This window comes from Acidimicrobiia bacterium (assembly GCA_018057765.1).
In the GTDB taxonomy this organism is placed as follows: domain Bacteria; phylum Actinomycetota; class Acidimicrobiia; order IMCC26256; family JAGPDB01; genus JAGPDB01.
Genome location: JAGPDB010000007.1, coordinates 22,813 through 46,278 on the forward strand (window position 1 = coordinate 22,813; position 23,466 = coordinate 46,278).

General features: G+C 35.1%; 26 protein-coding genes, 2 tRNA genes and 1 other RNA gene. 13 read left to right on the forward strand and 16 right to left on the reverse strand.

The features are described from left to right. Positions 1 to 22 precede the first annotated feature (22 nt). The 5 genes from msrA (at position 23) to KBF89_03680 (ending at position 6,674) form a co-directional block, all read left to right on the forward strand. Positions 23 to 682 (forward strand): peptide-methionine (S)-S-oxide reductase MsrA, encoded by a 660-nt coding sequence (gene msrA, locus KBF89_03660; protein ID MBP9115419.1) that lies wholly within the window; start codon positions 23 to 25, stop codon positions 680 to 682. A gap of 29 nt (positions 683 to 711) precedes the next feature. Beyond that, positions 712 to 2,328 carry an AarF/ABC1/UbiB kinase family protein gene (locus KBF89_03665; GenBank protein ID MBP9115420.1) on the forward strand — a complete coding sequence of 539 codons (1,617 nt, stop codon included), beginning with the start codon at positions 712 to 714 and terminating at the stop codon, positions 2,326 to 2,328. A 3-nt stretch (positions 2,329 to 2,331) separates the two neighbouring features. Continuing rightward, positions 2,332 to 3,171, forward strand: a complete 840-nt coding sequence (gene lgt / locus KBF89_03670; protein MBP9115421.1) for a prolipoprotein diacylglyceryl transferase — start codon at positions 2,332 to 2,334, stop codon at positions 3,169 to 3,171. Positions 3,172 to 3,250: 79 nt separating this feature from the next. Then, positions 3,251 to 3,970, forward strand: coding sequence for an ABC transporter ATP-binding protein (locus KBF89_03675; GenBank protein MBP9115422.1), 720 nt, complete (start codon positions 3,251 to 3,253; stop codon positions 3,968 to 3,970). 40 nt (positions 3,971 to 4,010) lie between these two features. Next, positions 4,011 to 6,674 (forward strand): ABC transporter permease, encoded by a 2,664-nt coding sequence (locus KBF89_03680; GenBank protein ID MBP9115423.1) that lies wholly within the window; start codon positions 4,011 to 4,013, stop codon positions 6,672 to 6,674. A gap of 16 nt (positions 6,675 to 6,690) precedes the next feature. On the opposite strand, the gene purE is transcribed toward KBF89_03680, so the two are convergent. After that, positions 6,691 to 7,203, reverse strand: a complete 513-nt coding sequence (gene purE, locus KBF89_03685) for a 5-(carboxyamino)imidazole ribonucleotide mutase (GenBank protein MBP9115424.1) — start codon at positions 7,201 to 7,203, stop codon at positions 6,691 to 6,693. Positions 7,204 to 7,214: 11 nt separating this feature from the next. Next, positions 7,215 to 7,706, reverse strand: a complete 492-nt coding sequence (locus KBF89_03690) for a DUF3151 family protein (protein ID MBP9115425.1) — start codon at positions 7,704 to 7,706, stop codon at positions 7,215 to 7,217. A gap of 26 nt (positions 7,707 to 7,732) precedes the next feature. Between KBF89_03690 and KBF89_03695 the strand changes: the two genes are divergently transcribed. From KBF89_03695 to KBF89_03710, 4 genes are read left to right on the forward strand one after another with little or no spacing between them, the layout of a single operon-like run. After that, positions 7,733 to 8,353 carry a histidine phosphatase family protein gene (locus tag KBF89_03695; GenBank protein ID MBP9115426.1) on the forward strand — a complete coding sequence of 207 codons (621 nt, stop codon included), beginning with the start codon at positions 7,733 to 7,735 and terminating at the stop codon, positions 8,351 to 8,353. A 1-nt stretch (position 8,354) separates the two neighbouring features. After that, positions 8,355 to 8,924 carry a DUF3090 family protein gene (locus KBF89_03700; protein ID MBP9115427.1) on the forward strand — a complete coding sequence of 190 codons (570 nt, stop codon included), beginning with the start codon at positions 8,355 to 8,357 and terminating at the stop codon, positions 8,922 to 8,924. A gap of 24 nt (positions 8,925 to 8,948) precedes the next feature. Further along, the gene (locus tag KBF89_03705) at positions 8,949 to 9,764 is read left to right on the forward strand and encodes a hypothetical protein (protein MBP9115428.1); all 816 of its coding nucleotides are present in this window, start codon (positions 8,949 to 8,951) and stop codon (positions 9,762 to 9,764) included. Further along, positions 9,749 to 10,114 carry a hypothetical protein gene (locus tag KBF89_03710; protein MBP9115429.1) on the forward strand — a complete coding sequence of 122 codons (366 nt, stop codon included), beginning with the start codon at positions 9,749 to 9,751 and terminating at the stop codon, positions 10,112 to 10,114. The genes KBF89_03705 and KBF89_03710 overlap by 16 nt, the downstream gene beginning before the upstream one ends. Positions 10,115 to 10,121: 7 nt before the next feature. Here KBF89_03710 and KBF89_03715 read toward each other — a convergent pair. From KBF89_03715 to KBF89_03750, 8 genes are all read right to left on the reverse strand, one after another. After that, positions 10,122 to 10,209: transfer RNA gene (locus KBF89_03715), tRNA-Ser, on the reverse strand. Between the two features lie 88 nt (positions 10,210 to 10,297). Continuing rightward, entirely contained in the window at positions 10,298 to 10,867 is a 570-nt protein-coding gene (locus KBF89_03720) for a DUF998 domain-containing protein (GenBank protein ID MBP9115430.1), read from the reverse strand. Positions 10,868 to 10,920: 53 nt separating this feature from the next. Further along, positions 10,921 to 11,364, reverse strand: a complete 444-nt coding sequence (locus tag KBF89_03725; GenBank protein ID MBP9115431.1) for a nucleoside deaminase — start codon at positions 11,362 to 11,364, stop codon at positions 10,921 to 10,923. 125 nt (positions 11,365 to 11,489) lie between these two features. Then, positions 11,490 to 11,774, reverse strand: a complete 285-nt coding sequence (locus tag KBF89_03730) for a hypothetical protein (protein MBP9115432.1) — start codon at positions 11,772 to 11,774, stop codon at positions 11,490 to 11,492. A gap of 115 nt (positions 11,775 to 11,889) precedes the next feature. Beyond that, entirely contained in the window at positions 11,890 to 12,465 is a 576-nt protein-coding gene (locus KBF89_03735) for a hypothetical protein (GenBank protein ID MBP9115433.1), read from the reverse strand. A 292-nt stretch (positions 12,466 to 12,757) separates the two neighbouring features. Further along, a tRNA-Ser gene (locus tag KBF89_03740) sits at positions 12,758 to 12,845 on the reverse strand. Between the two features lie 41 nt (positions 12,846 to 12,886). Continuing rightward, an RNA gene (gene ffs / locus KBF89_03745) (signal recognition particle sRNA small type) lies at positions 12,887 to 12,986 on the reverse strand. Positions 12,987 to 13,055: 69 nt separating this feature from the next. Next, positions 13,056 to 13,547 carry a hypothetical protein gene (locus KBF89_03750; protein MBP9115434.1) on the reverse strand — a complete coding sequence of 164 codons (492 nt, stop codon included), beginning with the start codon at positions 13,545 to 13,547 and terminating at the stop codon, positions 13,056 to 13,058. 106 nt (positions 13,548 to 13,653) lie between these two features. Here KBF89_03750 and dnaX point away from each other — a divergent pair, with 106 nt between their 5' ends. The 3 genes from dnaX to KBF89_03765 all read left to right on the forward strand — a co-directional run bounded on the left by dnaX (position 13,654) and on the right by KBF89_03765 (position 16,797). Then, on the forward strand, positions 13,654 to 15,489 hold the full coding sequence (dnaX, locus tag KBF89_03755) for a DNA polymerase III subunit gamma/tau (GenBank protein ID MBP9115435.1): 1,836 nt from the start codon (positions 13,654 to 13,656) through the stop codon (positions 15,487 to 15,489). Between the two features lie 72 nt (positions 15,490 to 15,561). Next, positions 15,562 to 16,221 carry a recombination protein RecR gene (gene recR, locus KBF89_03760; protein ID MBP9115436.1) on the forward strand — a complete coding sequence of 220 codons (660 nt, stop codon included), beginning with the start codon at positions 15,562 to 15,564 and terminating at the stop codon, positions 16,219 to 16,221. Positions 16,222 to 16,275: 54 nt separating this feature from the next. Then, positions 16,276 to 16,797: a DUF2752 domain-containing protein gene (locus tag KBF89_03765; protein ID MBP9115437.1), complete on the forward strand. Its 522-nt coding sequence runs from the start codon at positions 16,276 to 16,278 to the stop codon at positions 16,795 to 16,797. 56 nt (positions 16,798 to 16,853) lie between these two features. Here KBF89_03765 and KBF89_03770 read toward each other — a convergent pair whose 3' ends face one another. Both KBF89_03770 and KBF89_03775 read right to left on the reverse strand, forming a co-directional pair. Next, complete coding sequence (locus tag KBF89_03770) at positions 16,854 to 17,294, reverse strand: DUF4870 domain-containing protein (protein MBP9115438.1); 441 nt, start codon at positions 17,292 to 17,294, stop codon at positions 16,854 to 16,856. Positions 17,295 to 17,390: 96 nt separating this feature from the next. Further along, positions 17,391 to 18,161 (reverse strand): RDD family protein, encoded by a 771-nt coding sequence (locus KBF89_03775; protein ID MBP9115439.1) that lies wholly within the window; start codon positions 18,159 to 18,161, stop codon positions 17,391 to 17,393. Between the two features lie 23 nt (positions 18,162 to 18,184). Here KBF89_03775 and KBF89_03780 point away from each other — a divergent pair, with 23 nt between their 5' ends. Next, the gene (locus KBF89_03780) at positions 18,185 to 19,183 is read left to right on the forward strand and encodes a stage II sporulation protein M (GenBank protein MBP9115440.1); all 999 of its coding nucleotides are present in this window, start codon (positions 18,185 to 18,187) and stop codon (positions 19,181 to 19,183) included. Between the two features lies 1 nt (position 19,184). Here the strand turns inward: KBF89_03780 and KBF89_03785 are convergent, their stop codons facing one another. The 4 genes from KBF89_03785 to KBF89_03800 all read right to left on the reverse strand — a co-directional run bounded on the left by KBF89_03785 (position 19,185) and on the right by KBF89_03800 (position 23,466). After that, a complete protein-coding gene (locus KBF89_03785; protein MBP9115441.1) occupies positions 19,185 to 20,567 on the reverse strand; it encodes a DUF58 domain-containing protein in 1,383 nt (460 codons plus the stop codon). Between the two features lie 70 nt (positions 20,568 to 20,637). Continuing rightward, positions 20,638 to 21,582, reverse strand: a complete 945-nt coding sequence (locus KBF89_03790) for a MoxR family ATPase (GenBank protein ID MBP9115442.1) — start codon at positions 21,580 to 21,582, stop codon at positions 20,638 to 20,640. Between the two features lie 29 nt (positions 21,583 to 21,611). Next, positions 21,612 to 22,610 (reverse strand): DUF4350 domain-containing protein, encoded by a 999-nt coding sequence (locus KBF89_03795; GenBank protein ID MBP9115443.1) that lies wholly within the window; start codon positions 22,608 to 22,610, stop codon positions 21,612 to 21,614. Then, positions 22,579 to 23,466, reverse strand: a complete 888-nt coding sequence (locus tag KBF89_03800) for a hypothetical protein (protein ID MBP9115444.1) — start codon at positions 23,464 to 23,466, stop codon at positions 22,579 to 22,581. The genes KBF89_03795 and KBF89_03800 overlap by 32 nt, the downstream gene beginning before the upstream one ends.

The following is a 23,466-nucleotide window of genomic DNA, read 5'->3' on the forward strand; positions in this document are numbered from 1 at the left end:
ATTTTAAATGGGCGGTGATTAAATGGGACTATTTACAAACCCCTACTATGAGCGTAAAAAAGTGATGATTGACAAAGATCGTGCACTATACGGTCGAGACGAAGTAATGAACATAACGGGTGTTCATTACGTAAAAGGTACGCCTATCAAAGGACCGTTTGATAGAAAATATGAAATTGCCTATTTCGCTTTGGGTTGTTTTTGGGGCGCTGAAAAGCTTTTCTGGAAAATAGATGGTGTTTATACAACTGCTAGTGGTTATCAAGGTGGATATACAAAAAATCCTACATATGAAGAGGTTTGTACAGCTAAAACGGGACATACTGAAACTGTAATGGTTGTTTTCGATCCTCATATAATTTCATATGAAAATTTGGTCATAAAATTTTTTGAAGGTCACGATCCAACTCAATATATGGGCCAAGGAAACGATATTGGTACAGAGTACAGAAGTGCCATATTCCCAACATCAGAAATTCAATTTGAAATTGCTATGAAGATTAAAGATTCATACAATAAGACATTGAATTTGAGAGGAATCGGGGAGATAACTACAGAGTTATATTTCTTACCAACACCTACGTTTTATTATGCAGAAGAAGTTCATCAACAATTTCTAAGTAAAAATCCTAATGGTTACTGCAATTTAAGAGGTACAGGTATTGCTTGTGCAATTAGCTAATTCTACATTGAGTGAAATAGGCTATCTACATGGCAATATTAAGCAAATCGCTTGAAAGCAGTAAAAGTCCTAAAGATACTACATGGGGCAGTTTTTCAAACCGAGCACCTTGGAATTTGAATGAACAAGAGTGTCTAGATTTTGACGCCAAAACCAATGAAATACGAGCAGAAGTTCATTACGAAGCAAGTAAACTGTTGGAAAAAAAACATTTTGTGCCAATTGGCAGAATGATAGTAGCTGTATTGAGAATTGGTGTAGCTGTTTCAAGTTGGTATATATTTGACAAAAGAAAAGGTAGAGAAAAATCTTATAAATCAATATCAAGAAAGCTTAGAAAGCAATTCGTACATTTAGGTTCTACCTATATAAAACTTGGCCAAATTATATCTTCCGGTGAAGGCCTTTTTCCAAATGAATTAGTTGATGAATTTAAATTACTGCGAGATCAAGTAGAGCCAGAAAAATATTTTGATATAAAAAATGTTATCGAAAAAGATTTTGGCCGTCCCTTAGAAACAATTTTTTCTTCTTTTAATAAACAACCATTAGCGGCAGCTTCGATTGCGCAAGTTCATGAAGCAACTTTGATAACTGGTGAAAAGGTTGTTGTAAAAGTTCAACGGCCTCAAGTAAACGCATTAGTTAAAAAAGATATAAAAGCACTAACTTGGCTGGCGCCAAAAATGGTAGGACGGATACCGGTTACTGCATTGGCTAATCCGCCCGCTCTGGTCGAAGTATTTTGTGAAACAATATCCGAAGAACTAGATTTCCGTCTAGAGGCACAGTCGATGTTAGAAGTTGCGAGAGTCTTTGTTCAAACAAATCAGAATTCTATAGTTGTTCCAAGGCCATATATCTCTATGGTAACAAAACGTGTCTTGGTGATGGAACAAATGTATGGATTTGCGCTTGATGACGTTGATTCCATTCGTGCGGCAGATATTGATACAAAAGAATTTTTAAGAGCAGGATTGATTTCATTTTTGGAGGGCGCATTAATATATGGTGTATTTCATGGAGATCTTCATGGAGGAAATCTGTTTGTCCAAACAGATGGTAAAACTGCACTATTTGATTTCGGTATTACCGGGCATTTTAACGAATTGCAACGCAAAGCGTTTATGAGATTAATCATTGCAGGTATGTCAGGTGACATTGAGCAACAATTGGTAGCATTGCTTGATCTAGGCGCATTTCCTAAAGACACAAATTTAAAAGAAGTGATGGATGACCTTGGGTTAAATGATCCAGTTAAAGATCCAGTTAAAATGTCAAGCGATCAATTAACCGATGAGTTAAAAAACCTCACAAAAAAATTATTAGGTTATGGTGCGCATGCTCCTAAAGAACTTATGTTATTTGTTAAAAATTTAATGTTTCTTGATGGGGCAACTGGGGCTTTAGCGCCAGATCTAGATATCCTTGGAGAAATATCACATGTTTATACATATTTTATGTCCGAATATGGAGCAAAAATATTCGAAGATTTACAAATCGATGGAGATGAACTCAAATTTGATAAAAATGCACTGTTAGATTCAATGAGGGTGGAAGATAAAGTCGATACACTCACATATCAACAATTAAGAACTAGACGTGAAATAATCAAAAAAAGAATGATGGATAAGGTGGATGATTAATAAATGACTTATTTAAAAAATTCACTAATTGGCTATGTTCCTGCACCACCATTCGATTCAATAGGTTTCGTTCGCATTTACGGTCTTACAATGGCGTTAGCTATTGGTGTAGCAGTGCTGATTGCACATAAAAGGTATGCAAAAAGAAATAGCAATTCAACATTAGTTATAGATGTTTTTTTGCCAGTTGTGATATCTGGAATTATAGGAGCACGTATTTACCATTTGTTTACAGGATATAATTGGAGTCGAGATGGAATTGTTGGAACAATTAAATTGCGTAATGGCGGTTTATCCATTTGGGGAGCGGTTATTGGCGGAGCTTTGATGGTTGCATTCATTTGCCATCGAAAAAAAGTTTCATTTTTACGATTGGGAGATTCAATCGCCGTAGCTTTGTTATTTGCCCAAGCAATAGGGCGTTTCGGAAACTACTTTAATCAAGAGCTGTTCGGAAAACCTTCAAATAGTTTTTGGGCCTTAAAAGTTGACCCGATATATCGTCCTGTAGGATTTGAAAATGTCTCAACTTTTCACCCAACATTTTTATATGAAGCGCTATGGTGCATTATTCTTGCGGGCATAATAATTTTTCTAGAGAGAAGAGTCGCCAATTGGCCAAAAGGGGCATCTCTCGCTACATATATTGGTGGATATTGTTTGGGGCGAAGTATATTTGAATATTTACGTATTGATACTGCAACAAAAGTCTTCGGAATACGATTTAACTTAATGTTATCTATAGTTTTATGTCTAGCCGGCTTCTTGTGGTTGATGAAGCTTCTTATTTCCAATAAAGATATAGAAAAATATTCTGAGCTCTCAATACCTGAAGCTGAATAATTTTACTAATTTTCGATAGTCTTGACGCATGACTGTAATTGAAAAAAATCTAGATAAGCCAAACGAAAATAATTCTTCAATTGCCGCTAAAGCAATTCATGTAACAAAATCTTATGGAATTGATGAAGCGCAAATTAATGCACTCGATGATGTAACTGTAGAATTTAATACAGGTGAATTTACTGCAATAATGGGGCCATCTGGCTCAGGGAAATCTACTTTGATGCATTGTATTGCTGGACTTGACCGAATCTCTAGTGGTGAAGTTTGGATTGGTGATATCGATATAACTCGTATGAGTGAAAAGAAACTCACTTTAATACGTAGAAAAAAGATCGGTTTTATTTTTCAATCTTTTAATTTACTTCCAACGCTTAATGCAAGAGAAAATATTGAATTACCTTCGAGTCTGTCTGGTAGGAAGACTGAAAAGAAATGGTTCGACCAAGTTATAGAAATTTTAGGTATTAAAGATCGTTTGTTACATAAGCCGAGTGAACTTTCTGGTGGTCAACAACAAAGAGTTGCAGTTGCTCGTGCATTAGCTGCACAACCAGAGGTTATTTTTGCAGATGAACCAACAGGTAATCTAGATTCAAAAGCTGGTACTCAGGTATTGAAATTCATGCGAGATGCTGTCGATGAACACAATCAAACAATTGTAATGGTTACACATGATGCACATGCTGCTGCTTTTGCAGACCGAATCATCTTTTTAAGTGATGGTAAAATCGTAGATGAAATGCGAGAACCAACAACTCAAAGCGTGCTTGATAAATTAAAGAGTCTTGGTAATTAATAAATTATATAAAAAATTGCGGTATGAAGGAAATTTTTAAATGTTTAAACTCACTCTGAAAAATATATGGGCACATAAGATGCGACTTGTATTATCAATGGTTTCAATTTTTTTAGGAGTTGCATTCTTATCAGGTACTTTGGTTTTTACTTCAACTATACGTACATCTTTTAATGATCTTTTTACTTCAGCTTTTAAATCAACCGATGCAATAGTTGCGGCTAAAGGCACAGATCAAAGTACTTTAGGTCAAGGAAGAACAATAGTAAATATTGATAGAACACTATTGGATGAAATAAATAAAATACCAGGTGTGCGTGAAGCACAAGGTGATATCCGCAACGATGCATCTAAGCCCGTTACTGTCATTGACTCTAAGGGCAAAAGAATTTTTCCACTACAGGGTCCACCTGTTTTTGCAACAGGGCTACCTAAGTCGGCTATTTTAACTCCGTGGATATTGGTCGATAATAAAGGCGAAAATTTCAGTGCTCAAAAAACAATTGAGAAACAACTTGGCGATAATGAAGTAATTATTGATAAAGCATCTGCTGATACTCAAAATCTAAAAATTGGAAGCAAAATCAAAATTGTTACTTCTACTGATGTACGTGAATATAAAGTTTCAGGATTTATGAGATTTGGTACCGCCGACGGATTTGGGGGCAGTGCATGGCTTTTCTTTAATGATAAACAAGCTGGTGATATTGTAGAACAAGTAGATTCGTACGGGTCAATTTCAGTAGCAGCAAAACAAGGTGTTACACAAAAAGAATTATCAAATAGTATCCAAAAACAATTAGATAAAGATCATCCAGGTAAATATGAAGTCAATACTGGCGATCAAATGGTTAAGGATAGCCAAAAACCTTTTAAAACCTTTTTTGACTTCTTTACTATATTCTTATTAGTTTTTGCGGGTATCTCATTTCTTGTTGCATTTATTATTATCGTAAATTCATTTGCAATTATTATGACTCAGCGTAAACGTGAATACGCACTATTGCGTGCGATTGGTGCAACGGGTGCCCAAATACGTAGATCGGTATTAGGAGAATCTCTAGTAGTTGGAATAGTAGCTTCGCTCTTTGGTGTTTTAGGTGGCATTGGATTAGCAACTGCTATACGAGCAATATTTAAGGCTGCGGGAGCTGGTATACCTGCTGGAAAACTGGTAATACCTAATAGCTCAATTTATATTGGAATCATTATCGGTACTTTAGCAACATTTATTTCTGCATTTTTTCCTGCTTGGCATGCATCAAGAGTGCCTCCAATTGAAGCATTAAGAGATAGCGCATTTGAGAAAAACCGCAAAATGCTATATCGCTTTATCTTCTCCTCGTTAATATTAATTATATCTATTATTCTTATTTTTATTGGTTATAACAAAGCAAAATCTGATTCTGGAGACGGTTTGCAAGTTATTGGTATTGGTATTGTCTTTTTATTGTTATATGTTGTTGTAGCTTTACCTATGTTTATTAAACCAATAACAAAAATTGTAGGTTCTAGAGTCGCTGGGGTATTGTTAGTAGTTTTTGGTGGTAGAAGAGCCTTTGGTGTAACTGGTGAAATAGCAAGAAGAAATAATTATCGCAACCCTAGAAGAAGTGCTAAAACTTCTTTAGCTTTAATGATTGGTGTTGCACTTGTTGTCTTCATAACAGTTTTCGCATCTAGCGCTACGGCAACTTTCGACAACTACTTGAAACAAACATATAGTGCAGACTTAATAGTTGGAAGTTTTGGTGGTGGAGGTGGAACTCAACTGAGTCAAAAAAGATGCGATGACATAGATGCGCAGAACTTTATTACGGCTTCAAGTTGTGTTCGCGTAAATGTAATACAGTTTGCGGAAAACGGAACTGATAAATCTTTATCCTACGAAGCATTATTAGGCGCAAAAACAAAAGATCTAGATAAATTATTTACTTTGGAATATACCGGAAGAGTTAATAATATAAATAAAGATGAAATTCTCGTCACAAAAGATTTAGCTAAAAAAAGTAATCTTAAAGTTGGTAAAAATGTCACGATCATTGGTGCTATTGAGAAAAGACAATTTAAAGTAGCTGGAATACTGGACCAGAGTATTTTAGGAGATGGAAATACATTTATTGTTGATATGAAAGCACTTGATCAAATTGTACCAACAGTGCCATCAAACTTATCTTTTGTTTTACTAAAAGATAATGTAAAAACATCAGAGGCGAAAGATAAGCTAGACATTCTTTTTAAAGATACAGGTATAGAAGTTAATGATTTAAAGAGCATCCGTGACCAACAACAAAAATCTTTAAATAATATTTTAGGTATCGTCTATGGCTTGTTAGCGTTAGCAATAATCATTGCTGCGATTGGAATACTAAATACCATGTCTTTGTCTATTTTGGAAAGACGACGTGAGTTAGGTCTAATGAGAGCAGTTGGAACTTCTAAATCGCAGGTACGTGGCTTTATTAGATTTGAATCTGTAATACTTTCTGTATTAGGTACTGCTGTTGGAATGTGTTTTGGTCTAGGTAGCGGTTACTTGTTAATTAAATCGCTTAAAAGTATAGGTTTTACTTCATTCTCTATCAATCCGGTTAGCATGATAGTCATTGTATTTCTATCAGCGTTAATAGGTGTTATTGCGGGAGCATGGCCGGCATGGCGTGCAACCAAAGTAGATATGTTAAAAGCTGTTACTACTGAATAGATAAAAAATTTAAATATTAATTATTTTGAATTTCTTTATCTTTACCGATAACTACTTCTCTTTGGGTAATAGCAAAATTCTCTAACTGGTCTGCAATTTGTTTGTCAGAAACTGCAAGAATCCTTAGTGCTAAATATGCGGCATTTGCTGAATTTCCAATGGCAACTGTAGCTACAGGGACACCCTTTGGCATTTGGACAATGCTAAGAAGTGAGTCCATACCGTCAAGATTATTTGAAGGAACTGGAACTCCGATAACGGGAAGTGTAGTCAATGAAGCCGTCATACCGGGTAGATGTGCAGCTCCGCCTGCTCCTGCAATGATTACCTTTATGCCACGTGATTTTGCATAAGTTCCATAATCATACATAGCATTTGGCGTTCTGTGAGCACTAATAATATGTAGTTCGAAATCAATTTCAAATTCCTTTAAAATATCGATAGCGCTTTGCATGATACCTAAATCAGAATCACTTCCCATGATTATTCCTATTGTTGCTGAATCGCTCACTATTACTGAATCACTCATATTTTCCTTTACTAATTTTTGTTTAATAGAAATTCTATAGCATATTGCACATTAAATTCATTTGAAGACAACAATGGATCTAACATTGATAAAAATTCCTTACACCGCGATTCTTCATCTTTCTCATCTATTATTCCCGACATATAAGCTAATAGTGATAGACAGCTTAAGAAACCCCTATTTCCTGGATAACTTGATTTAACATAACCAGAACCCCGCCAACCATTTGCTCTAAGTGTATCTAAGCCACGATGATACCCTGTTCGAGCGTACGAATACGCACATATCTTATCATGATCAGTTTCTAGCTTTGTCGAGTCTATGGTCAGTAGAGATAATGCAGCCCAACAATATATTTCACGTGGATTTTCACTTGTTAATTTTGCTGCTAATTCGATGTCTTTGCTAGATATTGATGTTTTTAAACTATTGTATAATTGCTCAAAAGGTAATGGAATTTGTGTTTCTGGCGGCTTTGGTGATAAGCCTAAATGTTCTGTCATGGAACTATATTAAGTACGATATATAGATGAACAACAATCCTACAAGAATTTTTTTTATAAGACATGGTATAACTGAGCAAACAGGCAAGATATTGTATGGCCAAAGTTTAGGTATTGATTTAAGTGATGAAGGTATAAGACAAGCAAAATATACAAGCGAGTATTTAAAATCGATTGAAATTGATAGAATTTATTCATCTCCTCTTGAAAGAGCAATACAAACAGCAGAACAAATAGCATTGAATCAAAACTGTGAAATTGAGATTCAACAAAAATTAATTGATACCGATATAGGCTTATTTACTAATTTGTCGCTAAAGCAAGCTGCTAAAAAACCTGAGTGGAAAGATGTGATAAGCAGACCTTCTCAATTTAAATTTGAAGATGGGGAATCTTTTCAAGACGTATTTGTTCGAATGAATAAGCTAGTTAGTGAAATAGTTGAAAAGCATAAGGGGGAAAGTATAGCTATTACAGCACATCGTGATCCAATAATTATTATGATGGCACACTATTTGGGTTTGCACATGGATCTTTTTCAAAGAATCCCATGTGCGCCAGCATCTGTATCAATAGTAAACTTTTCAGGTAGTCATCTAGAAGTAAAAGGTATAGGCATATTGCCACCTGTGAGAATGGAAGAGTAGATTGGCATATATAGAGGTTATTAATTTAAATCCAGTTGATTTTGCTGCAGCGGGATATATAGGTGAACCAGGACATAGAGAATTTTATATTCAAGGTTCAAAATCTGGGATCACTAAGAGTGTATTGGTTGAGAAACAACAGCTTGAACATATTTCTTCGGAAGCTATTAACTTCTTAAATGTATTGTCTAATGATTTTGGACAAGAAGATTTAGCTACACCATCAGATTTTGATAATGCAGAATTGATATATCCAATTGAGACACCTTTTAGGGCTAGATCAATCTCGATAATCTTTGATGAGCTAACACAATATTTAACATTGGTTTTGAGAGAGAGCGATTTAGAAACAGGTAATGAATTCGATGAAAATGTTCAATTTGAAAACGAATTCTCTGTTGTTAAAGAATCTGATATTGACGATAAAGTACTGCGATTGACAATGTCTAGGACGCAAATGAGGGCTCTTGCCGTTAAAGGTAACTTGTCAATCGGCCAAGGCCGTGAAACATGCCAGCTATGTTTTTTGCCAAAAGATCCTACAAATCATATATGTCCAAGAATGAACTGAAAACTAATGTTGCATAGAACTTTTATGATTGAGAGCGATAATCAAGATACGCAAAATCTTGAATTACAATGTGATGTTGTAGAGCAGAAGTTATTAAAAGATGCCATTATGGAAAATAAAATACAAGTTATTGGTCAGCTTTCTAATTCATCGAATGGTGCACTATTGGGCGAGATAACTTTAGAGGATCAAAAGTTTTCAGTAATTATTAAGCCATCTATGTATGAAAATCCATTAATTGATTTTGAATGGGGGACTCTTTCTAAACGTGAAGTTGCTGCCTATGAACTGAGTAGTTTATTAGCTTGGAATATTGTCCCTATGACAGTTTTGCGTGATGTAGAAAATTTAGAATGTTCTGTTCAATTATTCATTCCTCACGACCCTCGCCAGCATTACTTTTCATTAACAAAGTTCTATAAAGAAGATATGGAAAGATTTGCTGTATTTGATTATTTGATAAATAATGCAGATCGTAAAGCTGGGCATATTCTTGCGGAGGAAAATGAATCATTTATCCTGAAATTACAATCTACACAGGATGAATCAATACTTGATCCTATTTCTAATAAAAATCTTTTTGGTATAGATCATGGATTGAGCTTCAACGTTGAGGAAAAATTGCGAACTGTAATTTGGGAATTTTCAGAGCAACAAATATCGCAACACTTGTTAGTTGATATTTCTAATTCTTTTAACTCAATTGAAAGAATATTAAAACCATTTTTGAATAAACATGAGATTGAGAAAACTATTTTGCGTGCCGAACAGCTGTTAATGAACCCGTACCATAAAGCTTTAGATGCAAATTCCAGAGCTTTCCCATGGCCTCTGGTGTAACCATGTCAGGAATATTTGTTGTATGTAATAACTTATTAGATATATCTAAAATTAGTGAATCTCTAAAAGGTGAGCAAGTGAGTATATTTCGTGACCACATTAAATTATGTGGGGCTATATCCAAGGAAATAAATGAAGAAATAGAGATTATTTTGGATTATTATACTTATGAAAAAATTGGTATCAAAAATGTTGTCTCTGATCTTGAAAGAGCTTTAGGTGATACTAATTCGAGTATTAAATATACTTCTTTTGTTCCTCATGAAAAACTTTCTCAATTAAAAATTGATGCACCCAATATTAATTTTATTGCACGCTCAAAATATTTTAGCTTTTTAAATTCTGAATAATATATTGTGGCGGAGGGACAGGGATTTGAACCCTGGGTGACTTGCGCCACAATAGTTTTCGAGACTATCCGATTCGGCCGCTCTCGCACCCCTCCGTGTAAGAGTTTAATTTAAACCTACTGCCAGACTTACATTTGATACAAATCTTAAAATGATTTTATAATTAATTTATTAAACCATTTATTAAGTCGTTTTATGGCTGAATAAGAACAATCCAAATATTATCAACCATAAAGTTGTTGGATATACAATAAATCGTTCAGCACCACCAACGCCTAAGAGTGATTTGAAACCGAAATTACCTATTAGAAATATGATCGATATTAATCCTAATGAACTTAATAAATACTTCAAAGAGTTATTAGTTAAATTGTACGATGAGATTGCTGCAATTTCCACAGTTAAAAAAGTCAAAACTGCAAATATTAGATGTATTGGTTTTATATTAGTATTAAATATTCCTACGCCCATAGTCGCGATACCATGCATTATCAGCAAAACAGAAATAAACTTATTATTTAGATTTGAGTATAGTAAATATCCTCCAAATACAATTGTGGCTCCTCCAATAATCATGGCGGCAAAAAAAATAATTGATGAGACTATTGAAGTATTAACTGGATCAATTCTCTGACCTAGGTCACTGATTGTATTATTTCTTTGGCTATACCCTTTAAAAAAATACTCGCCAGTGAATATTCCAGCAAAAATAATAATGCCTGCAAAAATGAAACAGATAGATGCGGTTTTCATTATATTAATACTAGCCGCGATTGATTAGTAATCTATTTAAATATTAACGTATGTCAATGTTTGCGTAATTGGCTAAAAAAGCTATTTAAGACTTCAGAACAGTCACTTTCAAGTATTCCACCAACAACCACAGTATTATGATTCAGCCTAGGGTCACTTAAGAAATTATATATACTTCCACATGCACCATATTGTTTATCGTATGCTCCAAAAAAAACACCACCAATTCTAGATTGTACTAATGCACCGGTACACATAATACATGGTTCTAAAGTTGAAACTAAAAAATAATTTTCAAGACGCCAGTCGTTTCTCTGCGAAGTAGCTTCTCGTATTGCGCTCATTTCAGCATGGTTTGTTGGGTCAAATAAAGTTTCTGTAGTATTGTGAGATTTAACGATTAGCTTAGGAACTTCATCTATGATTTCGTATATGCCAGCTGCTATTGGAACATCATTTGGTAGAGATAATTTAGATTCAACAATCAGATCTTTCATTAACTCTTCTAATATATTTGTATTAGTAAGTATTTCTTTAATCATAATTATTTAGCCTACTATTGAATTGTCTTCAAATAGTAGGCTAATTTTTGTAGTGTTTTATTGATAAAATTATTTATTGCTTATTTTATATCATCAATACAAGATTTGCTTTTGTTTATAATTCTATCGTAATCCTCAGGTGTCTCTTTATCGATAGCTTTAGCCATATTGTTTGCACTAGTTTTAGACAAATCATCATATACTTTATCCACTACACAATTTGATAATTTAGTTACTTGAGCTTTAGTAAGACCTGTATCTTCTTTTATCATTATCTTTGTAAATCCAGCTTTCACGTCTTCTTTAGACGCTTTAGAACTTAAAGAAGAGCATGCGCCCAGTGCCATTACAGAAATTGTTAACATAATTATTATTTTTTTCATTTATATCCTTTAAGTAAGTTTGGAAAATATCTTAGAACAAATTGGCATGTTATGCTCGAATAGTAAATAGATATTTTCTAATGATAGAAACTTTAATTTAAACCGACAATGATAATGCACTAGTAAATGCACCTTGCCCGAGTTGTTCTGCTGTATTTTCAGATATTGAAACTGTAGCAATATAGTAATTATTATTTTTTAAAGTGATAAATTGTATATTCCTAACAACGGCATCATCATATTGTATTGAATAATCTAAGAATATTCCTTGATCTTGTAATTTCTGCACTTTTGAAACTTCTGTAACTTCATAATTTAGCATGTCTTCGTCTGCTTCAGTCATTTGCCAAACTGCAGTTTCTACAAAATCTTGACTGAAAATATCCGTGTGATCACCAGCAGACAAAGGACTTACTAAGACAGAACCATCTATAGGTAAATTTTCAACGGTGCTTTTGAATCTTATAATACAAGTTTCGTCAATATTTTCAAAAGTCTGTAAACAGTTTTTTGGAATAAAAATATATTCATTTCCTGATGATGATCTTATGGGTTTAGCTTCAACCGAATCTTTAATAAGGTCTAATTCGCTGTAAACTGCTTCAAATTCATATGCGGTATTCTTATCTTCATTTGTCTCAGCAGCATTTAATTTGTCGAAAAATGATTCCATCTACACCTTCATCTCTAATATTAGAATATATACTAATAGCAATACTATAGCGATGTATTCTTAATTGAAAGAAATATTCTCCTCGTATTGACTGGTTATCCTTCGAATAGCGTCATTTTGCAATCGTAAAAATATATATATAAGAATAAAATTGTTATTACGCAAAATCCAAGATCTCGAAAGATGGGCTCATCATTGCAAAACTATGGATTTAAACATTGCACTCACACCAATAATAACAAGTACATTAAAAACAGCTGATCATATTATTCTAACTGATGCGTATTGTAAATGGCGGAGGAACAGGGATTCGAACCCTGGGAGGGTTGCCCCTCACACGCTTTCCAAGCGTGCCGATTCGGCCGCTCTCGCATTCCTCCAAATCTAAAAATTGCGAAAGCAATAGACTGAGAAGACTATGCGGCCCTCGGCAACCCGACGGCACATAATTCAAAAAGCTGAAAGCTGCTTCGTTCCCGACCTGACTTGATTCACTTAGAAACATTGCGTCGGACCCAGAACCGCATACTCTTCTCAGGCAGACAATATTAATCCATTTTATAGATAAACTCTACCTCGAGTATGTGGTGTTATTCAATATTGGGATTTGTCGGCATATCTGTCTTGTTAAAACGATGGTACCCCAGAACCAAGACAAGGATTAAACTAACACTTATAGCGACAAATGAGTATTTTGAACTACCTGATGAGAATCCAATGCCTAAAGCATAAATTATTGATACAACTCCACCAAGTAATATTCCATCGGCAATGAGTATCATCCTTGTTTCAAAAAATATACTTAAAGCTGCTAAGGCTACAGCACCTATAAGCATGGTTATAGAGACATTACGGTTATAAGGTTCTAACTTCTTCTCCCAAGCTTCATTCTTCATATCGTAGTCTTTTTGTAGAGCTACCTGTTCTTTATTGTTTCCATCAAGGCCATAGTTTAACTCAGCAGGGTAATCGGGTGCTTTAGGCTCAGGATAGAATGTATGAATGCCAACTCCAAGAAAAATTGCTAATAATATGCCTAATAATAAGATATATGATGCTTTTACGAGCACGTTATTTCCCATAGCAAGATATTCTACTAGATGGTTATTCAATTAGTGAGTAAACAAAAACTGACAACTACCTTAAGGTCATTAGGATTAAGGGTATTTTTGATAGTAACCTATATATATGTCACAATCGCTATATCGAAAATATCGTCCTTCGAAATTTAATGAATTAATAGGACAAGACCATGTGTCATTAGCTTTGCAAAATGCCATGAGCGAAGATAGATTATCGCACGCATATTTATTTTCAGGCACAAGAGGTACGGGTAAAACATCAACAGCTCGAATACTAGGTACAGTATTAAATTGCGAGATATTCAAGGATGGGTTTCCTAAAGACGCAAAAGCTATAGAGCCTTGTGGTGTATGTGCGTCATGCATAAGTTCACGCAAAGGCGCATCATTCGATGTAATAGAACTAGACGCAGCCTCTAATAACGGTGTAGAAGACATGCGAGATTTAATAGAAAAAGTTTCGTACACCTCAGCAGCTGGTGGTCAAAAGGTATATATTATTGATGAAGTTCATGAATTAACAGGTAGGGCAGCAAATACATTATTAAAAACATTAGAAGAACCACCTAACCATGTTGTTTTTATCTTGGCAACCACAAATCCAGAAAAAGTATTACCCACAATACGATCACGTACACAACATTTCGAATTTAAAACTGTTGATGACCAAATACTTTTTGCCCATGTCAAAAACTTATTGGAAAAAGAGTCTAAAAAATTAGATGATGATGCTATTGATTATGTTGTAAGAAAAGGTGCAGGATCTGTACGTGACACTCTTTCTTATCTTGATCAGATTTTGGCACAAGACATAACAACACTAGAAGACATATCGCTTGCGAACGGGTCACCAGTCGATGGCATAATTTCCGATTTATTATTAGCTACTGCAACAAAAGATATAGCAGGAATATTTGATTCATTAAGTGAAATAGTATCTAGTGGAAAAGAGCCTCGTGCAATCACTGAAAATATAATTTCGTATGCACGTGATTGTTTAGTCTTATCATTAAATAACGATACAAAGATATTGCTTTCAGGATCAAACTCTAAAGATGAATTAATAAATCTAGGAGAGAAATGTGGAACAGAATTTCTAACACGTTTTATAATACGACTTGGAAAAGCTATATCTGACATGAGGGGAACTGCTTCGATCAATCCTCTTTTGACACTTGAAATTGCCCTATTGGACACAATAAATTCAGTTTCTTGTCAGGTATCGGATCAAGCCTCAGATGATCGAAATAATTCCAGCTCGACTCCGACACGAACACTTTCTTCCACTGCTTCGCAAGTTACAGAAAGTCCTGCACCATTAGTTTCACCACAGGCTAAAGTCGCCGTTCCAAGACCCTTACCTACAAAAAATATTGAAACAAGTGGATCTGTAAGTACAAATGTTTCGGAACGATCATCTCGCTCGCGAGATTCTGGAGAAACATATAACGCGGACGATAAGCTGGAAGTTAAAAGGCCGGCAACACTTGGAGCCTTAAAGAGGTCGATACCTTCTGTTGAAAAGCAAGTTGATTTAGTTGAAGAAGAAAAGAAATTAGTTCCCAAAAATAAAATAGTGTTAAGTGATATTAATGCTTCTTGGTCAAAGGTGATTATGTTGTTATCACCAGCAAGTCAATCAGCAATAAAAAAGGCTGAGCCGATAAAATTAGAAAATGATGTTTTAACTTTCGGAGTATCGCCAGAAAATATAGATGAAGTAAAATCAAGATTTAAAAAAGATGCATCAATAATACGAGGCTTTTTGGAGAGCCTCCATGAACAGACATTTAGATTCCAAATCATCCCTATCGAAGCTAGAGGGAATGATTTTTCTAAAATAAGATCAAGTGATGAAGATAAAGAAATAGAAGAATCAACTGAGTATAACCCTGTTGACCATATCGTAAATAAATTTGGTGGAGAAATAGTTCCTGAATAGTTCTGATTAGATCAACTCAATTTTTCTACACAGAACAGTAAAATGGGTTTAAATTGCGGTTAGAATTATAATATGTCTTCTCCTTATGATGGTGCAGTAGCGCGCCTTATCGATTCCTTTGGGCGATTACCCGGGATAGGTCCAAAATCAGCACAACGTATTGCATTTCATATTTTAAAAGCCAGTTCTAAAGAGGTCAGTGACCTTACCGAAGCAATTGAAGTAGCAAAAAGAACAGTTCATTTTTGTGAAACTTGTTTTAACTTAGCGCAAGATAAATATTGTTCAGTTTGCAAAAGCGCTAAAAGAGATCGAACTATGGTATGCGTAGTTGAAGAACCCAAAGATATGGTTGCCATTGAACGTACAGGCGAATTTCATGGTCTGTATCATATTTTACAAGGGACGATTTCCCCCATCGATGGTATTGGACCAGATCAGCTTCGTATATCAGAGCTTTTACAAAGAGTTGTTAATAATAATTTGCCAGAAATTGAAAGTGATCTAGAAAAAACGGAGTTCGACTTAACTGCATCGGTTAACGAAGTGATAATTGCAACGAACCCCACAGTCGAAGGTGATGCAACAGGTATGTATATAGCACGTTTAATAGAACCCTTCGGTGTGAAAGTCACAAAGTTGGCAAGTGGGCTACCTGTTGGTGGAGATTTAGAATATGCTGATGACATTACTCTCGCTAGGGCATTTGAGGGTCGGCTTGTCTATAAATAAATCTAAATTATTTAAATATTAATAATTGCCTATCTTTGACGATATACTTAATATATGACCCAGACATTTGATACTTTACCAACAGAGCCTTTGTCATATATTTCTGAGCCTGATAACTTGGAAAATTCAGAACGTAATCATAGCGACGTTTCGAATCCAAAACTATTAGCAGTGGTATTAAAGGGCACGCCTCTTTTGACTGGGGCAGTGATAGCTTGTGGTTGTGCATACGTAGGCCTAAATGATCCTGAAACAAAAGCCTTAACTCCAGCTTGTGGATTCTATCTCCTTACTGGGATGTATTGTCCAGGATGTGGAATGACAAGAGCCTTACATAGTCTTCTTGGAGGTAAAGTTCTAAATGCCATTAGGTATAACTTGATATTAGTATTAGCGATCCCATTTTTAGTTTATGGATATATTTGGTGGACAAATTGGGCTTTTACTTCTAAAGAACTTCCAAAAATGAAATTTTCAAAACGTTTAGTTTGGGCTATCTGTATTCTTTCAATTGTATTTGTAATAGGAAGAAATATGCCAGGACAAATCCCAAGCTTTTTTGCTTTAGGTAGATGATATAAAAAAACCCTGTATCAATAATGATACAGGGTTTAAATAATTCTTGATCTTTATTATTTAAGTATTGGTACTCCGAATGGGTATTTGCTTTCTTTTCCGTCATTAACTTTGATGCCATTAATAACTGCGAAAATTGCTGTTACCAGCCAAAGAGCACTACTTAACAAGATGAATAAACAAGCTAAACCGCCATTAGAAGAAACACTGTACCTATAGCCATAAGCGTTATTTGTTGTTGTAGTCTCAAATACACCTGCAGTATATAATAATGATATCAACATAGATACTGCAGAAGGTATGATTGCAAAGTTAAATGCTTTAGCAGCCTCTCTTTTTACAAATGGTGAATCACCTTTGACGAAATAGATGATTAAAGCTGGAATCCAACCAAATATTACCATTCCAAAGTGACAAATTAATGCCATAGTTTTGTTATCGCTGCTTGGAACAGAAGAACCATCTTGTGGCATTGGTGGTGGTGGTGGGGTAGTCATAATAACTCCTATTTCTTATAGATTACGCAAACTTTTTTGCTTAGATATAGAATCTATAACAAATTCTATATAAAACGTGTGATAGTAAGCAATTTTCTAACCTCTAGCATTAGCAACAGCACGAGAAGCAGCGATGCCTTCTAGCACAGCTTCAGCATACCAATCCGTAGGTATGCCGGAAGTCTTTGTGATTACAAGTGAATATAATTTATTAGCCAGATCTAAACGAATATTATGAGCAAGAGTTACGCGTCTATCTAAATACCTTCTAATCAAATATATTTCGTCGTCGCTCACTTGAGATATTTCCCATTTTCGAAATGGAGCATTCATATCGAGTGCAGCATCTTGAACTTGTAATGTTCCCAATATAGATTTTCTATCGGCATGAACAACTATTGTACCTGCAAAAAGATCGCCCAGTCTTTGTTGATTATTAGTCAAAATTATTGATAAAAAAGCGATTGCCGGGAAGATAATACATTCAAGAGGCCAGAAAAATGATCTTACTAAGCATTGCCAAAAAAGTGGTTTTGAACCTCTTAGTGTTACTACCTTTAGGTTAGCCGTCCTATATCCTATGCTCGCTCCATATTTCAGTTCGAATATTGCACGGTACAACCAGATAGTAAAAAATTGAATTAATATTATTATCGCTGTTAATATTCCGCCACCATCTCTATTAGATACTATTCCAGTGGATAATATCATAAGAAATATCAAGAATGAAGCAATTTGAACGATCATTATTATCGCAAAAATAATTAGCAAATCAACCATAGCCGCAAGACTCCTTGATCCTACTCCGGCTACATCATGACTAAATGTTATGCCCTCGGGCGTATTGACACGTACTTGACCTAACATGCGACTAGTTTATTTCATTAACTATGAACATTGATGTATTCCTACGAACAAAAGATGAAGATTGGCGCGAATTATCAAATTTGATGAGAATTTCAAAAGGGAAACTTTCAAAATTAGATAAAGATTCAATTTTAAAGTTTGGTACTTTATACAGATCTGCATGTGCCGATCTTGCCTATGCCCGCCGAGAGTTTGCTGGTGATGCTGTACAAAATAATTTGGAAGTTATGGTTGCTAGATGTTCCAGTATTTTGTATTCAAAAAAAGCAGTGGATATAAAAAAAGTAATTCATTTCTTTACCATAGGGATGTGGGCTTCAATTTCGCTTAGACCTAAATTGGTTTTGGTTAGTTTTATGTTAATGATGATTCCGTGGATTGCGAGTTCATTATATGCGATTCAAAATCCAGAAAATGCTGCTGGACTGGCACCTGCGGGAGTTGAGAGTGTCGTGCAAAGACCGAGTGCAGATTTTGGATTAACACCAGGTGAAAAAGCAGGAGCGTCTTCAGAAATTTTAGCGAATAATATACGCATTGCTATTATGGTATTTGTTGCTGGTGTAACAGCTGGCGTTCTAACTGTTATATTATTAGTACAGCAGGGAGTAGTTTTGGGAGCCATGTTTGGTCTTACAATTCAGGCTGGCAATGCAGCTGTACTTTGGCAATTTGTTGTACCTCATGGTTTTCTAGAAATTTCATGTATTATTGTTTCTGGAGCAGCTGGTTTGAGAATTGGGATGGCAATAATCGACCCGGGATTTCGAACAAGAGCACATGCTATAGCCCAAGAGTCGAAACAAGCATTAGCAACTGCATTAGTTGTAGCAATTTCTTTATTTTTTAGTGGGATCTTAGAAGGCAGTATCTCTACTAGTGGCCTTCCTACTCCTGTGGGTTTAATGCTAGGTGTATCTATTGCGTCATTATGGTGGGGCTGGATTTTCTTTGCGGGTTATTTAGAGAAAAAAGCAATTGCGCGAGGTAGCGTTCTAGAACTTACTAATGCAGATATATAATTTAGATTCGTTCCCTTTGTTTAGCTTCTAAATACCTTTTTACGCATTCAATTGAAAGATCATCTTGATTTACATATACAACTTGCGCGCCAGCCTTTTCAACAAGTGTTACTACTTCTAGGGCTGCCTCTCTCATCTTCTGCGCATTAAATGATAGATAGTGAGCAGCAATATCACTACTGTTAGTAGTTTTTTGCAATAGCGTTTCAACATCATTATCAATTATTGATGCAACTACAACTTTATGCTTTTTTATAATGGATGGCAATGAACGTATTAATGGTCCCGCAGAATTTGGGTCTAAGAAGTCTGTGAATATTATTACAAAAGACCTTTTAGCCTTTCCTATTCTTGAAAATGCTGATTCAAAGTCAGAATCAACCGGTATTGGCTCTGCATCATAAATTGTACTTATGACTGAATCGCTTCCAGAACGTCTTGGTTTTAAATGCTTTCGAATTTGTGAATCGAAACTTATTACTCCGATTCTATCTCCTAACACTTCGCTCACAGTAGAGATCGCACATAGTGCATCTATTGCTACATCTAACCTAGTAGCACCAAGTTCAACATTTAATTCTTCTTCTTGGGTTTTATAATTTATATCTGCTTCTTCGTTCTCATCCTCTAGAGAAAATGTATGCGTTTCAATTTTTTGTGTCAGTGGCGCCATCATCAATCTGCCCGTATCAAGTAGACATATAACATCACGATCTTGCTCGACACGGAATTGGTTCGTCATTGGATAGCCAACTCGATTTGTAGCTGCCCAGTTAACATGTCTCATGTCATCATCAGGAAAATATTCTCTTATGGATTCAAAATTCGTACCTAAACCAAGTGGTCCACGTCTTTTTATTCCTGCAGCACCGAATCTACCTTGTGCAATTGATGTTGCTATACGTTGTGCTGCTGGTAAATCTGGAAGTACGTCAATAGTTGATTGAACGTTACTTGGACGATGCCAAACGCTTAAACCTAAAGGTCCGTATATACGCAAAGCATAGGGTGGTACTTGATACCGACCTCTTCTTAGACCGACTAGCGAACCTTTAAAGAATGTCTTACCTTGTTTTTTTGTTAGTTTAATTTCGCTACACATTGGCTGTCGAGCAATCACTTTAACTAGCGATGAAACATTAAATGATTTTTTTGAATCATTTTCTTTTGTTGATAATGCGTATTCTGCTGGTATGCCTCTATAGATTTGCTTAGGAAAAACTCTTATTACTTTTACTTGTACATGTCCAAGTATTGCATCAAGTATGAATATACCTAGTATCCCTCCAGCAAAAATGATAGTAAAAATTGCCGGCAGAAATAGACCTGCAACTGCACCAATCAAAATAAGTATAGAGCTCATAGGAGTTGGTGAGACTGGCATAATAGAGCATATTAAAGCCAATACTCCCAAACCCAATACTGTTAATAGAAACTGTACAGAATACAAAACGTTACCTAGGAACTACAACACTTGAGAGTACTTGAGAAATAATGTTATCGGTAGAAACTCTTTCTAATTCTGCTTCTGGTGAAAGTATTAATCTATGTCGCAAAACTGATGGTGCAATGAAAGTTACATCATCAGGTGTTACGTATTCTCTTTCAAATAGACAAGCAATAGCTTTTGCACATGCAAGAAGAGTAACGGCGGCTCTTGGTGAAGCTCCGAGTTGTAACGCGGGCATATCGCGAGTTGTTCGTACAATATTACTAACATAAGAAATAACTTCTTCACTTACAACTATTGAATCAACTTTTTGTTTTATACCCAATATCTCTTCACTGTTTCCAACAGGTACAATATCGTTTAAAGTCGATGGAGAAATTCCCGTATGTTTAATTCTTAACATTTCTTTTTCTAGATCAGGGGTTGGATACCCAACGTTTATTTTTAATGCAAAACGATCAATCTGAGCTTCTGGAAGTGGGTAAGTACCTTCATATTCAATAGGGTTTTGAGTAGCAATTACAAGAAATGGTTCAGGTAGACGATGTGTAACTCCATCAGCACTAACTTGTTGCTCTTGCATGGCTTCTAATAAAGCTGCTTGAGTTTTAGGTGGAGTACGATTTATCTCATCTGCCAAAAATATATTTGTAAATATAGGCCCAGGTCTAAACGCAAGATCGTAATTGCCGCTTGCCCCTGGTTTTAATGTGGTAGTTCCTGTTACATCACTTGGAAGCATATCGGGTGTAAATTGACTTCTTTTAAAATCCAATCCGAGCGTCTTAGCAAATGCTTGAGCAACTAGGGTCTTTGCAGTCCCAGGTGCACCTTCAAGTAAAACATGGCCGCCAACACTTAATGCAATAATACATGAGTCAATAACACTATTTTGTCCGACCACTACTTTATTTACTTCATTTATGATTCTGTCTCTTAGCTGTTTCATATTTTTCCTTTTCTAGTAATTAACTCTAACTATTTTGATTTTTTCATTGCTAGTGCGAGCGCGTGTGCAAATTGAATTCTTCGGGGTCCTAAACTTCTTGGTGGTTCTTCACCCACACCAAAACGTCTTGCTCTCGAGCTTCCAAAAATTATGAAAGCAGCAATCAATCCCAGGATTGATATCTTCCAAGATTGTGGCATGGCATTAAATCCTTTAGCGCTTGAAAAACCATGTATACCTTCTGCAAAGGTAACTTTATTTCCTGTTTGGCCTGCTATTTTTATTGATAATAGCGCATTGTCGGCTCGAACAATTCCCTCATTTGATACAACACCAGTATCAATTAAAGCTATGACATCGCCCTTACCTAATTGAATCATTGCCGAAATTGAATAATTACCAAATCTATCTGATCTCTGTGGTGTATTTGAAGATTGAATTAGCGCCTGTGCATTTAAACTGTTGGAAAAAGCAATCTCTCCTACTCCTGATCCCTCAAGTTTATTAATATCTTCTGTTCCATTAATTTTCGAATCACTGATCTCTTGTGATTTAGATCCATCTAGACTTATTTCTATTTTATCATTAAAAATTGAATACAAAATATCAGGATTATCTGTTATAAGGCGTCCTCCGCTACTAACAAACTTTTCTACTTGTTTAAGTTCCGTATCTGGAAGCGATCCACCCAATATGACTACTATTGATGTTTCACGTTTTAAATCTAACAAGTCGCTATTGCTTGAATATGTATCAATGTTATCTAAAACCGGAAATGTCACTGAACCCTTATCTCTAACTACTTCATATCCAGATTTTTCTAGAAGTTGGCTCCAAGCATTTGTTCCGTTTGCTATTGTTGCAAAACTTGAACCATTGTCCCCACTTGGGGCATTTGATGCAAAGTAATTCTCTGCAATAAATATTGCACCATATATTGTTACTAATAATAAAGTTGAAAAGAGAATATATTTAAATGTTCTTTTTTGGAAGGATTTATCCCTTGTTAATGTTGAGTAATTTTCCACGAGTACTCCCTTCTTGTTCTATCTCATTAATGCTAAGTGCTATATCAAAGCCTTCATGTTCTACTCTTGCATTGAAATAGTTTATAACGAGAATAAAAGAATAAATTACACAAATAAATGAAACAATAAATGAAAAAATAATATTAAGCATCGCGAGTTGGCCTATTTGACCGCGGATAAAATCTTTTGAAATTAAATAATTTAAGCTTCCCAACATTGGAATTGCTAAAATGATTACTAGTAGCCAACAATAGCTAAATGTTCCTAATAATGTTCCTGAACTATATTTATTAAGAATTTTTGTTCGCGCTTTAAGATCTTTACCAACTATTTGTTCATTTACAGAAATCTGAATAGCAAAGCTTTTTCTCAATGTTAACCATGACCAAATACCAACAAAAAGTATAAGTAAAAATGCTGACAATTTATTAGCTGTTGAATTAGCGAATAATTTTCCGAGGAAGAACCTAGTTAATATACAAGCCACTAATATTATGATTTGGTAAGAAAATTGGATCAAAAATATTTTTAATCTGTCGATCTTGAATACTGCTGGATATTCTTTTCCAATATATTCTTTACAATATATTTTAGAAACCTTTGAAGCAAATACATTCGAAGTAAAAACGAGTGCAGCGCCAACAATAAAACATTGAAATATTGCTGCTAGAAGTGATGTTCTTCCAGAGATATCATTCGATGCATTGGCGGCCGTTACTTCAATACTCCAAGCAATGATTTGGAATGGAAGTATGAAAGCAAAGGAAAGTAGAAATAATTTTATAAAAGATTTTTTACTCAGTATAAACGCAGTATCAAGTATTTGGATCGGTCTAAGCGGAAATATACGTCTCAA